General features: G+C 44.2%; 16 protein-coding genes and 2 pseudogenes. 3 read left to right on the forward strand and 15 right to left on the reverse strand.

Annotated elements, in window-relative coordinates; all coding sequences use genetic code 11:
• Window positions 1-16: 16 nt before the first annotated feature.
• The 15 genes and pseudogenes from DW083_RS11050 to DW083_RS11115 form a co-directional block, all read right to left on the reverse strand.
• Window positions 17-607 carry a DUF4948 family protein gene (locus DW083_RS11050; RefSeq protein WP_122332404.1) on the reverse strand — a complete coding sequence of 197 codons (591 nt, stop codon included), beginning with the start codon at window positions 605-607 and terminating at the stop codon, window positions 17-19.
• 18 nt (window positions 608-625) lie between these two features.
• Window positions 626-1,297 carry a hypothetical protein gene (locus DW083_RS11055; RefSeq protein WP_117899965.1) on the reverse strand — a complete coding sequence of 224 codons (672 nt, stop codon included), beginning with the start codon at window positions 1,295-1,297 and terminating at the stop codon, window positions 626-628.
• Window positions 1,298-1,442: 145 nt separating this feature from the next.
• Window positions 1,443-1,730: a hypothetical protein gene (locus DW083_RS11060; protein WP_229128764.1), complete on the reverse strand. Its 288-nt coding sequence runs from the start codon at window positions 1,728-1,730 to the stop codon at window positions 1,443-1,445.
• A 48-nt stretch (window positions 1,731-1,778) separates the two neighbouring features.
• Entirely contained in the window at window positions 1,779-3,659 is a 1,881-nt protein-coding gene (locus DW083_RS11065; protein ID WP_122332412.1) for a P-loop NTPase fold protein, read from the reverse strand.
• A 96-nt stretch (window positions 3,660-3,755) separates the two neighbouring features.
• Complete coding sequence (locus DW083_RS11070) at window positions 3,756-4,304, reverse strand: hypothetical protein (RefSeq protein ID WP_009041193.1); 549 nt, start codon at window positions 4,302-4,304, stop codon at window positions 3,756-3,758.
• Window positions 4,305-4,377: 73 nt separating this feature from the next.
• Window positions 4,378-4,878, reverse strand: coding sequence for a hypothetical protein (locus DW083_RS11075; protein ID WP_147382129.1), 501 nt, complete (start codon window positions 4,876-4,878; stop codon window positions 4,378-4,380).
• Between the two features lie 35 nt (window positions 4,879-4,913).
• Window positions 4,914-5,381, reverse strand: coding sequence for a hypothetical protein (locus DW083_RS11080; RefSeq protein WP_122332406.1), 468 nt, complete (start codon window positions 5,379-5,381; stop codon window positions 4,914-4,916).
• Window positions 5,378-5,791, reverse strand: a complete 414-nt coding sequence (locus DW083_RS11085; RefSeq protein ID WP_117971479.1) for an SMI1/KNR4 family protein — start codon at window positions 5,789-5,791, stop codon at window positions 5,378-5,380. The genes DW083_RS11080 and DW083_RS11085 overlap by 4 nt, the downstream gene beginning before the upstream one ends.
• 143 nt (window positions 5,792-5,934) lie before the next feature.
• Window positions 5,935-6,570, reverse strand: coding sequence for a hypothetical protein (locus tag DW083_RS11090; protein ID WP_233552157.1), 636 nt, complete (start codon window positions 6,568-6,570; stop codon window positions 5,935-5,937).
• A gap of 54 nt (window positions 6,571-6,624) precedes the next feature.
• Window positions 6,625-7,251, reverse strand: a complete 627-nt coding sequence (locus DW083_RS11095; protein ID WP_122332407.1) for an SMI1/KNR4 family protein — start codon at window positions 7,249-7,251, stop codon at window positions 6,625-6,627.
• 64 nt (window positions 7,252-7,315) lie between these two features.
• A complete protein-coding gene (locus DW083_RS11100) occupies window positions 7,316-8,125 on the reverse strand; it encodes a hypothetical protein (protein WP_233552158.1) in 810 nt (269 codons plus the stop codon).
• Window positions 8,077-8,472 carry a hypothetical protein gene (locus DW083_RS22785; RefSeq protein WP_233552159.1) on the reverse strand — a complete coding sequence of 132 codons (396 nt, stop codon included), beginning with the start codon at window positions 8,470-8,472 and terminating at the stop codon, window positions 8,077-8,079. Before DW083_RS22785 ends, DW083_RS11100 begins: the two co-directional genes overlap by 49 nt.
• Window positions 8,473-8,474: 2 nt before the next feature.
• Window positions 8,475-9,170 (reverse strand): Imm19 family immunity protein, encoded by a 696-nt coding sequence (locus DW083_RS11105; RefSeq protein ID WP_117678525.1) that lies wholly within the window; start codon window positions 9,168-9,170, stop codon window positions 8,475-8,477.
• Window positions 9,171-9,458: 288 nt separating this feature from the next.
• Window positions 9,459-10,679 (reverse strand): transposase, encoded by a 1,221-nt coding sequence (locus DW083_RS11110; RefSeq protein WP_122332408.1) that lies wholly within the window; start codon window positions 10,677-10,679, stop codon window positions 9,459-9,461.
• Window positions 10,680-10,795: 116 nt separating this feature from the next.
• A pseudogene (locus DW083_RS11115) lies at window positions 10,796-11,913 on the reverse strand (tyrosine-type recombinase/integrase).
• Between the two features lie 312 nt (window positions 11,914-12,225).
• Here DW083_RS11115 and DW083_RS11120 point away from each other — a divergent pair.
• The 3 genes and pseudogenes from DW083_RS11120 (at window position 12,226) to DW083_RS11130 (ending at window position 16,016) form a co-directional block, all read left to right on the forward strand.
• A pseudogene (locus tag DW083_RS11120) lies at window positions 12,226-13,682 on the forward strand (DUF3945 domain-containing protein).
• Between the two features lie 3 nt (window positions 13,683-13,685).
• Window positions 13,686-13,901 carry a hypothetical protein gene (locus tag DW083_RS11125; RefSeq protein WP_004319199.1) on the forward strand — a complete coding sequence of 72 codons (216 nt, stop codon included), beginning with the start codon at window positions 13,686-13,688 and terminating at the stop codon, window positions 13,899-13,901.
• A gap of 15 nt (window positions 13,902-13,916) precedes the next feature.
• A complete protein-coding gene (locus DW083_RS11130; protein ID WP_117742206.1) occupies window positions 13,917-16,016 on the forward strand; it encodes a type IA DNA topoisomerase in 2,100 nt (699 codons plus the stop codon).
• The last annotated feature ends 43 nt before the right edge of the window (window positions 16,017-16,059 follow it).

The raw sequence follows: 16,059 nt of genomic DNA on the forward strand, positions 1-16,059 counted from the left end.
CGTCCCTCTTTGCAGGTTATCGTGAATGGTCTAACTCGATGTACCAGCCTTCCTTGACAGGCTTGTACAACGTGGTGTCGTTGTACGTCCTGCGGTAGATCTCGTTCAGGTCGCCGTGTTCGGTGATACGGATATTCCGGCGGCTTCTCAATCCGGGATCGTAAACGAAACTCTTGGATGTTCCTGCGTCCACGATGCCGTGGGAATAGTACGGCATAACGAGGCTCACATATACCGAATCCGCCGTTTCCCATTCCCTGCGGTCAACAAGGACAAGACCGCATCCAATCTCTGACAACAAGGAATCGAGCTGTATTCGGTCTGGCTTCAGCAGCCCATATACCGGGAGGTCTTCTTCGTCATTCGTTTCATGGGATGTATCGCTTTGCTCTGTTGAATCAAGTATAATGACCTCTTCCGGAGAAAGCGGCGGGTAGTGGAAACTGCCTTCTGAACTCTCTGCCATGATTTCGTACACCTTACGGAACGCCGCCTCGTGCGTGGCGAAGTGGCGTATCATTTCCTCGTCGCTCGGTGGCATGGGCGGCTCTCCGCAACTTGCGGCAAACAGGCTTGCTAAAAGCAGGATTGTGATGGGTATTTTCATTTTTGCTCCCAATGTTTTTCAAATTACTGATATATATCTGACAGCAATGCCTTTGAGTTCTTCTACACTGACTTTTCGGCATGCTTCTAAATTCAATCTCTCTAAATTATACAAACTTGCGATTGTTGGTTTTAGGTTTGTGAGAGCCGTACACCTTTGTAGAAAAAGAGTTTTTAGATTGACACACTTTTCCAAACCTTCGATCGAAGTAAATGAACCTCCGATAATACGCAAATACTGTAAACTAATGGTCTTTTCTAAAAATGAAAGGTTGTCTGTCCTAACTTTGCTTAGCTGAAGCCAATTTAATTGATGCAGCATTTCCCAACCACTGATTTTTGCATCATAACTGATATTGACTTTCTCTAATACTGGAAAAAGAGATAAATCCAAGTCAAAATTATTATCTACTCCCCAACGGAAATCTTTCAGTTTTGAAAGATGATATAATCCAGTAATGTTCGACCTTTTAGAAAGAGAAACGATCCAATGAAATGTTTGTATAAAATCCCGCCCATTTAGAAAATCAAAGTTTACAACTCTTTTTATATCATTCTTTTCAGAGCGGACTAAAACATCTTTGATATTATGTCTTTGGGCATAATCAAGACCTTCTTCTAAAGAATCAAAATCTATCGTTATGCCTTTAAAATAAGAAAACTCACTATAATCTACTTTGTATTTTTCCATAAATGCAATTCTTTTCAAAAATAGGTAGTGATTTGCTTTTTCGCTGTAATCTTCGCTTCAAGCCTTGATATGCAGCTATTTTTTCCGTTCAATTACAAATATATATCATAAGGACGAAACTTCGGAATATTCGGTCTTCCTTTTTTCAAGGTATGCTTAAAAGCAGTTTTTGCGGATGGTTGTTTGGGCGTTCCCCTTCGGGTCGGGCTTTCCGTTGCAAGTCCTCGCTATGCTGTGGGCTTTCCCCTGCAATCCCTAACGTGGGTGAAAGGGTTTTCACTTTCTTGCGCTTGCACCTTGGCGCACGGGCTGTCCCGTCCCGGCGTCCGTTTCCGACCATTCCGGCAGGCTGCATGGCCGAAGCCGGACATCGGGGCGGAAGGACAAACGGAACACGTCCGTCCGTGCCGTCACACGGAATGAAATTCATCATCGGCATATCCCTTGTCAGACCATCGCTTTCGAGGATGAACGGGAATAGCTATTTCACTTTTGCGGTAATTTCATCTATCAGGTCTGTAATTTTCCCAATGGAATACTTTTCTATCAATCTTCTGTTTGCCGCTTCTGTCTTTAATTTCTCATTGATTAATTTTAGTTGGGGCAGATCCGATTGGCAGCATTCGTTCAAGTATTCTATTTCAGTGCCATAGGAGGTATATTTATAACGAGACTGCAAAAAATGCAGAAAGGTGTTGCGTGATTCGTTAGACAATCCCAAAATACTTTTTGAAACCTTGTCCGCATCAGCCTCTTGGAATATTGAAGTATCCCTATAAAGACGCTGTTTGACCGGGATTGCATCATTCAATGCCAGATTCAGGCGTTCGCAAGTTTCATCCGTCAGATTTTCCAGCATGGCAGACACTTTATTAGGACATTTCTCAAATCTTTGCTCGAATAGTTTTTGAAAATACGCAACCAGTACATTCAAAATTCGATCTGAACCAATATTAGAATGATTCCTTCTTGTACCCGCATGTACCTTTGAGCTACAATTCAACAAACCCTCCATGTCGTTGATACCTTCCATCAGCCTGTCTATGGAGTGCTTGCCTTGGGCAATGATGTCTTCCTCGGATACGTGAACAAGGTTGTCGCTATATAAAACCGATAGTATAGATATAATGACAAACAATTCTTTTAGATCAACGCTTTTATCCGCAAAGTAATACCGTACCGTTTCCTCGTAATGTTTCTCGTATTCTTCGTTATCCAGTCTCCAATAATCATACAGATAGTCCCAACTATTCAAACTTGCGTCTTCGGCTGCAAAGTATTGCTGCAAATAGGTTGTGTCAAAATACCCGCTTTCCAGATAGCAGACAATTTCATTGACGATAAAATCACTGAAAATATCCAACCGCTTGCCTATCTCTATAAAATGGTATTTGGAGAGGATTTTTTCACGCTCCTCATTTTTCTCTTTATCTGGGAACATATTGTACAGGCTGTTGAACAGGCTCGCAATTTCGGTATTTCCACCCTTATACTCGCAGTAAACGGCGACAAAATTTGCCAATAGTGATGTTATGATAAGTTTGTATTTGGGAGATTCATGATAATGTTCCGGCAAAGCCATGATTATCCTGTGGTAATCGTTCAGACATTGCCGAAGGACTCTTAAATTATCGAATTTAGAGGCGTGGAATATCTTGATGATAAGCTCTTTGTTCTCAGACAAGAGGTTTCTGTTGTTGGCGGATATTTCGCCAATGAAAAAATCGAGTGTCTCCTCTATATTCACTTTAATCTCGAAAGTGCGCCCGATGGTCTTTTCCTTGAAATCCTTGAATTTCAAATTAGATTTTTCGCCCTCTTTTTCGGAAATCTTGTTCTCATCGCCAATGATGATGACCTTGCATTTACAATGTTCCGAAAAGTAATTGATGTATCCCAACAAGGTTTCCAGTTTTATATCACATCTTTCAAGGTCGTCAAAAATCAGAATCTTGTTTCCTTTTATTTCTGAATTTTCTTCTTTCAACAACAAAATGGAGTCCAAGTCACAGGTTACACTTCCTTCATCCTTGCCGTCACCGTCGATGTCATATTTCAAAGCGATTTTCGAGGCGGCTTTTAATATATTCTTGGCAAGTTTCATTCCCTTGCTGTACAGCCACGGGGATATTTCCTTGTTGATTTGTTCTGTGATTTGCTGGGTAGTGGTCAAACCGTATAAAGAGACATAAATAGGCTGCCATTTTAACTTGTCCGCATCTCTGTTGCTTTTCAGTTGCTCCATCCATTGGCGGATGAAAAACGTTTTGCCGCATCCCCAAGCACCTCGCAACATGATGGCATATTGCGGATCGGGTATTTCCGCATATTCATTTAAAAAGGTGAGTATGTTTCTATTCATAACCATATTCATTAGAGGTTTCAAAGTTACGGAAAAGAGTCGTAATGTTCGGCAACCTTCCGCTTATTCAGTCGGTTTGCTGTTTGTTATAATCAATCATATCACCGAAAAATCATTAATAGGCTTATAAGAGTATTTCACCCTAAAGCCTTCATCATCCCAGTTTCGGGCGGCGATAATCGCATGTGTCAAATCCAGCCGATATGTTTTAAGGCATGATTTGATTGCGGATACAGCCCGTTCTTCCTCCACGACTATACAATAAATATTCAATTTGCCGTTATCTATTGCAAAACTTTCGACTACACCTATACCTCGCCAGCCCAAATGTTCTTTTAGATACTCTGAAACTTTGTCTTTTAACCATTTATCCCGTTTGTTCCCATCCTTGCTTTTCAATAGATATTGAACTACTATCGTACATAATTGATTTTCGGACAACTTTGTATATCCTTCACTCGCACATACATTACTAAAATCCTGTAAACGTATAGCTGCTTCTTTCTCTGTCATACTTGTTTTCGCAATAGTTCCAACATATCCAACTTTTCCAGAATGCTCAATTAGAACCTTATCGGCATTTTCATACCACATTTCCTTGTAGTATAGACCTTTTGTTTCAATTTGTTTATATAGCGTTATCATGATATGATTGGTTATAATGTTTTGCAGCGTTCCGCTTTAAATGTTTCATCTGTTTGTCAGCAATCTTGTTTTTTTACCATATACCAACTTCACAAATACCCTTGAATCTATCTAATACCATTCCGTTTTTTTTATCACTTCCCAAATTTACACTTATATGCTTGAGGTTAGGAAGATTTTCAGGAATTATATTATCCAATACATCAAAAGGCAATTGCAAGAGTAAGTTTTTTAAATTCTCGTGATATAAAGGAAAACTTTGTAACCGTTTCATATTGGCAAGAGACATACCGGTTAAAGAATGAAGGCTGCTTAAATCCGGCATTTCTTCAACATTGCTAAGTCCCTCTAAACCAATAGATCTTAGTTCTTTCAAGTCCAATAAAAAATTAAGATTCAATATTTTCGGAGAACGGTATATATCTATGCTTCTTAAATTTGGTGCCTTAATACCTAAATGTGCCCCATCCTTTAAATTAAAACAAGTTAATGTTTCCAAGTTTGGTAAGCAGGATAATATGTTTGAATCTAACCCTTTTATTTTTAAGCGTTTCAGTCTGTTCAGCTTGTTCAATGTAGGATATTGATATTTCGTTATAGGATAAAAACTTATACAGAGTTCTTCCAGTTTCTCCAATGAACAAGTTCGTCAATACAGAGTTTATTATCATATAGTGCATCAATAACTATACTCCTCAAATTTCTGAATATTGAAATTCCTTCAATTGTTTTCAGAATATTCTCGGTGTAATTATACGATTCAACTCCTATTATATTGTCACTTATACATTCAAAATAGGAGAAAGCAATCAGATTGTTGTTATTTGAACGCATTACCAATGTTACTTCTGTCGTTTCATTGATTATAGCTTCTTTTAGAAGTTTCAATTTCTCTATGTCAGGTTGTTCTTCTATCAACAATCGCAACTTATTATCTTCATTCTTTAATCCGATAATCTGTTCTTCTGTATATTGATTTAATTTTTCAATGAACATATAATTTGTATTTACAGGGTTGCTAATGTCTGGTGGATAATCATCATTAAATGAGATTGATCCGCTTGTTATCCGTCTCATTCCTTTTTTAATGATGAAATAAACGATTCAAAATCACTCGCCAATAAGGAAAGAGCTACTTCTTCCATTTCCAAGAAATAGATTTTACCTTCAGTTTTGTCAAAAACGAAATAATTGCCGAATGGATCTATAGCAAATGGTATTACAGTATTCGGGATTATATCACTCAAATCAGTTATTGTTGCCGAATACGTCAAGTCTTCAAATTCTGTGGACTTTATGGGCAGAAAGAAATCCACCACATAATCCTGACTATTTTGAGTGTATATCGTTTTATTTGGTTGACCTCCGTTATTGGCAAGAAGGAACGATTTGATTTCCTGCGGGAAAATAAATTTGTTTTTCCGCTCAACATCAGCTATATCCTTAGCTGTAATTGATTCTGATTTATTGTTAAATTCAAGTTCCATTTTATTTTTTATTTTGACGGATAATGTTTGGTGGATAACCGACCATTTCGAGAGCAATTAATCCGCTTTTATCTGCCCATTCTATTCTTCTCATTGTTCAAAATGGATATTATTCTCTGCGACATATTTCTTAATCGGCTCAACTATATCGGTAACGTAGTTGTGCACTTAAAAAATTCTCTAAATATCCAACCTCCTTCACTTGCTTTGGCTAATGGAACCAAAGTTTCTTCAATGAACTCTTCATGGTTGCACAAGAGAGAACAGATTACTCCTAAGCTAAACTGTTTATCTGCATATATATGTTGAATATGACCCGAATTTGAGTAAAAATCTATAATTTTTGTATATTGTTTGACAAAAGGTATGATATACGGAAAAAAATCCTTTTTCAAATCGTTTAAGAATCTCTCAACGTTAGGAGTCTTGTCACTCTTATTCCCGAAAAAATAATCCATATCCATTAGATGCTGCTTAAACCAATCAATATTATTATCAAAACAAACAATGATGTTACCACCAGCGTCTTTTTTATTTAATGGTTCTAATACAAGACTACATAAATATGGATTCTTTATTTTAGCTGATACACCCATACAAAAAGTGTTTTTACCGGCATATCCACCTTGGGTTGTTTGAAAGTAAAACTCAATACTACAATCGTTTTCCACTATGTAAGTAAAGTAGTCTTTATTCTTTTTTGCTTTGACCACATTTACAGGAAGCATCTCTTGTATTCTTGTAAACATGTATTTTAGGACTTCCGCTTTAGTTTCCATATCACTTTTTTTAGTTCATATTATTGGGCAGATAATGTCCGACAGCGTTCCGCTTTAAGCGGTAGTGCTGTGTGTTAGTGATTCATTTATGTTCTCAATTTCCATATCAAGAAAGGTTACATACCATTCTATAAATGATATTCTTTGCCCATCTTTCAATTTCGGTACAAGTCCACTATAATCAGCTCGTCCATCAAACCAAATATGTCCTTTTTCATTTCCATTCACCACCAATAGAAATGTACATCCATGTCCGAAATGACTTATTTGCAGACAGCCTGCAATATGTGCGGTACTAATATACGCATTGACAATTTCCGTTTCCGGGTATCCCTCGTTCCAATTAAAGGAGGTTATCCATTCTTCATTCCAACTATCTTGATATGGGAATTTTTCATTCAAGGAAATATTAGGTTTGTCTCTTAATTTGAAATCAACAATAGCTTTATCAAGAGGCAATAATCCATATCCCGGTCCGAAACCTCCATTTCCTATTTCAGAAATAAAAGTTCTGTAATCATCAGGAAGAGTTATACAATGTTTATGCTCAAACTCCTTAATATCTTCTTCAGATAGACAAGGATTATAAGATACCTCTTGTTCCTTTACTCCAAAAGATGCAAATTCTTTATGGCGTCTTATGAAAGCCAATTTTTCTAATATTTCCTTTTTTTGATTCATAATCACTAATGTCCGGTGGATAATCAATTTTTCGGAGAGATTTATCCGCTTGTTACCCACGTATTTATTCTTTATTTTTTCGATTTATATGTATATCGCTTATTTCTGCTTTTCCTCCAAAACAGAGTAATTCTTCCACATTCAGATTATCCAACACTGCATATACAGATTCTTTTGTCATACTTTTAACGCTTAACATCTTTACTTTTCTCAATTTTGGAGCATTTACAAGGCTTGTAATATCAACCAACTTATTTAACGTATCAATACAGACTTCAGCTAAGTTGTTTAGATTGGCTAAGTTGGGTATCTTAGTAATATTAGCTAACCAAATCAATTCGAGTTTTTCAAGTCCTGTGAGTGTACTGACGAATGAAATATCATCCAATTTGGATATTCTAAAAAGTTTCAGTTGGCGCAAAGTTCTAAAATCACTCAAAACAGTCAAGTCTATTTTTGAACTGTCACACCACAGAATAGACAAGTCCTTGATAAGCATTTGTTTTAAGAAAGACAAATCCTTATTTTTGACAGCTCTTAATTCTAACTTTCTCAACTGACTTAAACCTACGATAGCTTCAAGATTCTTATCTAATTTCCCAAGGAATAAGGATTGGAGATTTTTCAAGCGCAAAAGCCATTGGCAATCAAACACAGGCTTTCCACTCTTCAAATCCGCATCTATATGTAAATGTTCCAACTGGCTTGGCAAAGTATTGACAAAAGAAAAATCCCTTAAATCATAAATATCTAATGTCAATGATTTTAGATTTGACAAACTTGAAAGAATAGATAAGCCAGTATTCTTATATTCAAAATCGCCTATTACGATATTTTGTACATCAGGAACAAATCGCAGGAAATCCAGATCCAACCATTGAAATCATCTCCATATCCAAATTTTTTGTCAGCCCCTCCATATACACGAAAAGAAATATCAGGACGTAATATAAATAAGCGATTCAATTTTTCGAGAACAGTATTAGGAATATAATCGCTTATTTGAACTCTCTTGATAAGTTTTTCCTCGCTTATTTGATGAATTATGGATTCAGTTACATCTTCAGCCATGTAACCATCTTCGGGATGTCTTGGAATTCTTCCAAAACTGCGAGGAGTAAATATTTCAATTTGTGTTCTAAACATATCTTTACTACGTGGGTAATGTTCGGTGGCTAACCGACCCTTATCTGGGGAGGTTAAGCCGCTTGTTAGTTGCATATTTACAATTTTGACAAAAGAGTATTCAGTTCTTTAATATCTTCTTTATCATCTTCGTACCTTAAAGCATTTCTATAAGAATGATTACTTAAACAGATAATTCCTATTTCGGGAATATCTAATATATCAGAATCTGGTATTGACAACCCATACAAGATACATTTGCCTATGTACTCAGAATGTTCACGAAATAGTGGGATTTGTTGCAGCCTTTGGACTATTTCATTAAGTGTATCCTCTTTCTCTTGTTCTCTGATTGCACACAGAGGCAACAGAAGATGAAATAACACATCTCCATATTTTAACTCTGCAATACGCATCAATTCTGGATATGTGAGATATTTCAAATGAAAGTTGCCACTAACCTCACCAATTACAAAATCATTCAAAAAATAGTATGTACTACAAGGATGAAATTCCATTGTCAATGTAACATCACTGCCGATAGGAAGTGTTAGAGTTCTTGGATTTTCTATTTCACCTTGATTTTCGGATGTTTCCAATTCAATTTGAGATAGCCAGCCCCAATATTCCTTGTACCTCTTTTCATCTAACAATGCTGGTGCAAGTTCTTCATCCCATACTTCATCAAAATTCACATCCCTTTCTTCATCAAAGGCTTGAATATGATGATGCAACATTACGTTCCAAAAAAGCGCATTTGAGAACGAATATTCTTTTTCTGATATTACATTCATTTTTGTTTCGTTTTTGACTGCAACTAATGTTTAGAGGATAGCCGACCGTTTAGGGCGGTTCATCCTCATGTTCGAGACAATTTTTATTTCCTTTATTACATACTATATAGAACTTCAATTTTTGACTGCTGTTTCCGGCAGAAAGAGGTGTGAAGTTCATGCCCGCACCCCGTTCGTTTCATTACTGCTCTTATCCGTATTTCATTCATTTTTCAGTTCTCCTTTCTTTCTTTTCATGGGATTTCACTGTTCTTGTTCACGGCAGGACATAGCTATCCCATGTTGCTGTCATGCCGCTTTTTTCCGGTGTATGTCGCAATGCTCCAGTATTACCGTGTATGTCATGCTGCCACCCGTTACCGTGGTATGGCTGTAAACTCTCGTCCGGCCGCAACGCTCGCAGAAATACGGGTTTTCATATCCGCTTTCTGCCTGTTGCAACTCGGCTTCCTCTATCTCGCTTTCATCCTGCCCGAAGTATTCTTCCGGCAGGCTGCCTTTATTGGAATAGAAGCCGTAGTACCTCACGATGCGGAAATAGCGCAGTGGAACGTGTTGCAGCAGCCGGGGGAAGAACTCCCGGTAATGCAGCGTCAGTTCCTTTTCAACCGGGTTCCTCCTGTCGGGTGAGTTTTTGTAATCACGGTAACGGAATGAAATGTTTTCGCCGTCCATTGCCGTAATCTTGTATTCACTCAGGCACGCCCGTTTGGAATATCTGCCCACATATTGTATCACCTGTTCCGGCATCTGTATGGGTGGTTCCAAATGCACTATCCAGTCCTTTTTGTTTGCCACTTTTTTGATGAAGCCCATAAACTCCATGCGGTCACGGAAGTCATGCTCCAGCCTGCCCGCATCGAACAACTCTATCAGGGCGTGTTCAAACTTGTAGCGGAATACCTTACAGATAGAGGGGATATGCACGTAGTCATGTTCGGGGATGACTATCTTACCGTCGTTATCTATGCCGCCCCATGACATAATCATGTGCGTATGTACATGGAGCTGTTTCGTTTCCCCGTAGGTATGTAGTACGGCAATTACCCCGGTTTTCAAGCCGAACTTGTGCATCATCCAGTCTTTCAGCGTTTCAGCCGAAGTACGCATCAGTATATTCAGCATTTCTTTCCTGTTGCGCTTCACCAAGTCCAGCAGGATATGCGGCAAGGTCATCACCACATGGCGGTGTGGCACCCGCAGCATCTTTTCTTTCATGCGTGCCGCCCATTTCAGCGTGTCACGCCAGCCGCATGACGGGCAAAAACGGTGTTTGCAACTATGGCTGATTTCCCGTACTTCCCCACAATCGGGACAAACGTATGTATCTATCCCCAAAGTGGTTGTGCGACATACACGGATAGCGTTCACCGCCTTGTACTGTTCGGGGGTGATGTACTCCGCCGGGTGCTGTGCGTATTCGTCCCACCACCGATTGAAGAAATCGGACAAGCGGTACTTCTTTTCTTTGCAACCGTCTGTATATATGTCGTTTAGCACTTCTTTCATAGCTCGCACACAAATCCTTTTTTACTCCATTTTAATATCTAATCATTTGATTATTAGTTGTTTATTGTCTTGAACGTTATACTATCAGCCGATTTGGCTGTTATTTTCTTTAAGTATCAGACCTCGTCTTCCTCCATCAACAGATCGTCCAACGGGCTTTTGATATTGCTTTTGAAAGTGTCGGCTATGTGGACATACCTTTCCGTTGTCTTGATGTTGTTATGTCCCATAAGCTCTTTCACAATCTTGATGTCGGTTCCTTGCTCCAGCAAGTGGGTGGCGAACGAATGGCGCAGCAGGTGCGGATAAATCCGTTTCGTGATTCCCGCTTCCCGGGCCGCTGCCTTCAGCCGTTTCGACACGATACTCTCGGTGAAAGGTTCGCCCGGTCTGTGTTCAAAAAGCCACACTTTCGGTTTGTATAGTCTGTTATATTCCGTCAGCTTTTTCATCAACGGTTTTGATAGCAGGGTGTAGCGGTCTTTTTTTCCTTTACCCTGCCGCACCCGTATCAGGGAGCGGGATTCGTTGATGTCGCCGGGTTTCAGTTCCAGCAGTTCGCTGATGCGCAATCCTGCGGAATAGAGTATGGAGAACATGCAGAAGAAGCGCAGGTCTGTCACCGTCGCGTCGAGTATCTTCTTTATTTCCTCCTTGCTCAACACGTCGGGCAGCGTCTTCTCCCGTTTGGCACGGTTCACCTTGTAACACCGCCGTTCCTGACCGAGAACTTTCTCGTAATAGAACTTGATGGCGTTGATACGCTGGTTTTGCTGGCAGGAGGATATGTTTTTCTCGTGGATGAGATACAGCAGGTAGTCGTTTATCTCGCCGGGGGTAACCGTTTCAATCTTACGCCCCTCGAAATGCTGTTGGAAATCGCGGAAATAGGAGGTATATACCTTACGGTATGGTCACTGTAACGCACTTGCTGAAGTTTTTCCAGATAGCCTTCCGGCAGTGGCGGCCGTTTGTCTTCCTCTTTACGGGGGGCGGTTTCCTTGATGGCAGAATAGTCTATAAACGCCATTTTCACATAGCGGTCGAAGAACTCGGCAAGCACGAAATCTTCTGCCGGCAGATAAGCCCTGCCGCCGACAAGCAGTACGTTTTCTTCCTTCGACAGCGACAAGCGGATGTCATTGTCATTACCGAAAGTCACTTCGACAAATTCTCTCCCGTTTCTTATCACCGGAGAAAGTTTGATCTTGGTTTTTGGGGTATATATTTCCATGCCTCACGTTTTGTCGGATATTGAAACCCGTTTTCGCAAATTTATAAAAAAACACGGGTTATCCATGCGCTTTATTGACATTTAACAATAGATCCCGACTACCTGACAATAAGGTGAGGAGCCACGAAAATACCCTCTGCCAAATCCGTCCTTCCCGGCACTCCGTTTCTCCGATTTCCTCTGCCCTGCGCCACAAGCGGCCACTTCTGTGCCCGATGCTTCCATAGCCTTTCCAACTCTTTTACGTTCAGCCGGTTCCCCTTACTTTCGTTCCCGCATCGCTATTGGTGCTAACTAAAAACACTCGTAATTATGGACGAAAACGTAAAGAACGACGCTAAACAAGTCATGCTCGTTCAGAATGCCGACGACGGACGACTGCAAGCCGTTACCGGCGTGGATCGGGACGGCAATATCCAGACCGCCGACCCCACGGATCAGAATGTGGCGAGCCTGCTGAACGTGAACACGCAGGATTCAGCCCTCGAAGCCTTCTTCAAAAAGTTCATGGAACAGGCCCAGAACCCCGTCCACACGGGTATCTTCGTCATGACGGAGAATGCCCTGAACAAACTTATCCGCATCGACTTCGACCCGGAGATTCTGGAAAATTACCGTATCGACCCCTCCGAACGGCTTCAGACGCAGGAGCAGCGGCAGTTCGAGCCGCTGGACGTCACGAAGATAGACCTGGCGGATATGGAGAAGAAAGGTATCCGCATGGAGGACATCGAGCCGCACCTGAAAGCCATGTCTTACGGACATAAATCCAACGGGCTGGTGGAGATGAACCCCGAACTGGAGAACGGGATGCGTGTTTCCACCAAAGGGCGCGTGTCGCTCGAAGAGCAGGCGGACGGCTCGCTGCGCGTCGTGCCGCATTACTGGCAGGAACGGCCCGACCTCGACGCCCCCTTCCACGGGGTGCTGCTCGACGAGGAGGCGAAAACGAACCTGATGAACACCCGCCACGCCGGGAAAGTGATCGACCTGGAGCTGGAGCCGGGCAAGCTCACGCCCTGCTACGTGTCGATAGACAAATGGACGAACACGCTGGAACCCATGCCCGTTTCGTTACTCGAAAAACGTGCCCGCATCAAGGAGGCCGACCTCTCGGAAGGCAAGCAGATGGATTTCTACGGCGGCGGCAAGGTGTTGCTCGAAGGATATACCACCGCGCGGGTTATAAGCGGGATGCCTATATCCAAATCGACGCGGCCGAACGTAACTATTCCTTTACCTACGACGGTTTGGATCGCAACCGCTACGCCCAGGAGAACAAGGAGATTTACCGTCAGAAGGCCGCCGAGAAAAACGGACGGCAGGAAACTACGGCCTCCGAACGACAGCCCACGCTCACGATTCACCGGACAATCCTCAAAGCCTCCGTGCCCAAAGAGGCTTATGACCAGTGGACGGAAGCGGTGAATGATCCCTCCAAGCGGGCGGATGTCAAGGCTTTCTACATCAAGGGCATGGTCAAGGACGGGCAGGGTGAGCCGTTCAACGCCTGGGTCAAGCCCAACTTCGAGCGTAACAAGATGGACTTCTTCCGCTGGAATCCCGACCGTGCGAAACGGCAGGGAGCGGAGGTCAAACCCGCCGTTGAAAGCCGTACCCAGGTCGCCGTCAATTCCGAGGGCAAGACCGTCGAAGCGGTCAAAGGTGTGAAAGAGCCGCTCAAGCAGGGACAGCAGGAAGCCACCCCGACGCAGAAGAAAAATTACCGCAGCAGCAAAAAGAGCAACTCCAAAGGTGTCAAGGTATAACGTATGAAATGGTTCTACATGCAGGCCGGAGCCATGCCGCTCCTGATCGCGGCGCTGGCCGCCTTGTACCTCCGGCCGGGTAAACGCAGCCCCCCGGAGGAGGCGGACGACGGACGGCAGTATTACGACGGGAACGGCAACCATGTCTATTACGACCGCCGGCTGATCGCCCGTCCGGAAAAAGAGAAAGAAGAAGAACTACAAGAAAACAACCACTGAAAAATCCGAATCATCATGCAAGTAATTATCGCAGAAAAGCCCTCGGTGGCGCGTGAGATCGCCGCCATCGTGGGAGCCACGAACCGTAAAGACGGTTTTATCGAGGGAAACGGCTACGCCGTAACCTGGGCCTTCGGCCACCTGGTCGGGCTGGCAATGCCCCAACAGTACGGCATCGCGGGTTTCCGCCGGGAAAACCTGCCTATCCTGCCATCATCGTTCATCCTCCTGCCCCGGCAGGTTCGGGAGGGTAAAGAGTATAAGGCCGACCCGGGTGTCGTGAAGCAGCTCGGTATTCTCCGGGAATTGTTCGGCATGGCCGAGCGCATCATCGTCGCGACCGACGCGGGGCGTGAAGGGGAGCTGATCTTCCGCTACATCTACTCTTACCTGGAATGCCGCACCCCTTTCGTGCGGTTATGGATCAGCAGCCTGACCGACCGGGCCATCCGCGAGGGGTTACAACACCTCCGCCCCGGCAACGAATACGACAACCTCTACCTCTCGGCCAAAGCCCGCAGCGAAGCCGACTGGATCGTCGGTATCAACGCCTCGCAAGCGCTTGCCGTGGCTGCCGGGCGGGGCGTCTGGTCGCTCGGACGGGTGCAGACCCCCACGCTGGCGATCATCTGCTCCCGTTACCTGGAGAACAAGGCGTTCAAGCCCGCCACCTATTTCCGGCTGAAGCTCTCCACGGCAAAGGAGGGCACGGAGTTCACCGTCCTCTCCACGGAGAAATTCGACGGCAGGGAGAAGGCGGAAGCAGCCCGCGCCGAGGTTATCGGCGCCCGAACGGTACGCGTCGTGAACGTGGAGCGCAAGGAGGCCAGGGAACAGCCGCCTCTCTTGTACGACCTGACGACACTCCAGAAAGAGGCCAACAGCCGGTATGGTTTTTCGGCAGAAAAAACGCTCGACATCGCCCAGTCGCTTTACGAGAAGAAGTTCATCACTTATCCCCGTACCGGCTCACGCTATATATCGGAAGATGTGGCCGAGGAGATTCCGGCACTCATCGGGAACATGACACGCTATCCCCGTTTCGCGGAATACGCGGGCAGGATGGATACCGCATCTCTCTCCCGCCGAAGCGTGGACAACGAAAAGATCGCCGACCACCACGCGCTGCTTCCCACCGAGAACCTCCCTTCCGAACTGGATGCCGACCACCGCATCATCTATGAGATGGTCGCGGGGCGGATGCTCGAAACCTTTTCCGGGGCCTGCGTGAAAGAAAACACTTCCCTTACCCTGCAAAGCGCGGGGCATGATTTCACGGCCCGCGGCAGTATCATGGTCAAGACGGGCTGGCGGGCCGTCCTGAATGAACCTGTCGAGGAGAAAGAGGAGGACATGACCCTCCTTCCCGACATCGTGCAAGACGACGAGCTGCCCGTCAAAGGATGCGTCACGGAACAGAAACAGACCCGGCCGCGCCCCCTTCACACGGAATCGAGTCTGCTGGCGGCGATGGAAACCGCCGGACGCGAACTGTCCGACGAGGCCGAACGCGAGGCGATGAAGGATGCCGGCATCGGCACGCCCGCCACCCGTGCCGCCATCATCGAAACGCTCTTTGCCCGCGAGTATGTCAGGCGAGAGAAAAAGTCGCTTGTACCCACGGACAAGGGACTGGCCGTGTATGCCGTGGTCAGGGACAAGAAGATCGCCGATGTCGCCATGACGGGCGGCTGGGAACTGGCCCTCTCGAAGATCGCCACCGGGGAGATGGACGCCCCGACGTTCCATCGCGGTATCGAGGTCTTCGCCTCGCAAATCGCCAAAGAACTGCTGGAAGCAAGAATCGACGGCGCGGAGAGTGACACAGCCTGCCCGCGTTGCGGCAGGCCCGTGGTGTTCTATCCCAAACTCGCCAAGTGTCAGAATCCCGATTGCGGCCTGACCGTATGGAGAACCGTGGCCCGCAAGGAGCTGACCGACAAGCAGCTCGCGGAACTGCTGACCAAAGGCAAAACCGGCACGATCCGGGGATTCGTCAAAAACGGCGGCGGGACGTTCGACGCGGCCCTCACGCTCGATGACCAGTTCAAGACCTCGTTCGTTTTCGAGCCGCGCGATACTCCCAGGCAGGGAAAGAGGAACAAACGGAAATAATCGTTACCTTTGCCACTGGAAAAGACCTGTCATAACGAGATAC

The organism is Parabacteroides sp. AF48-14, assembly GCF_003477465.1.
GTDB classification, from domain to species: domain Bacteria; phylum Bacteroidota; class Bacteroidia; order Bacteroidales; family Tannerellaceae; genus Parabacteroides; species Parabacteroides acidifaciens.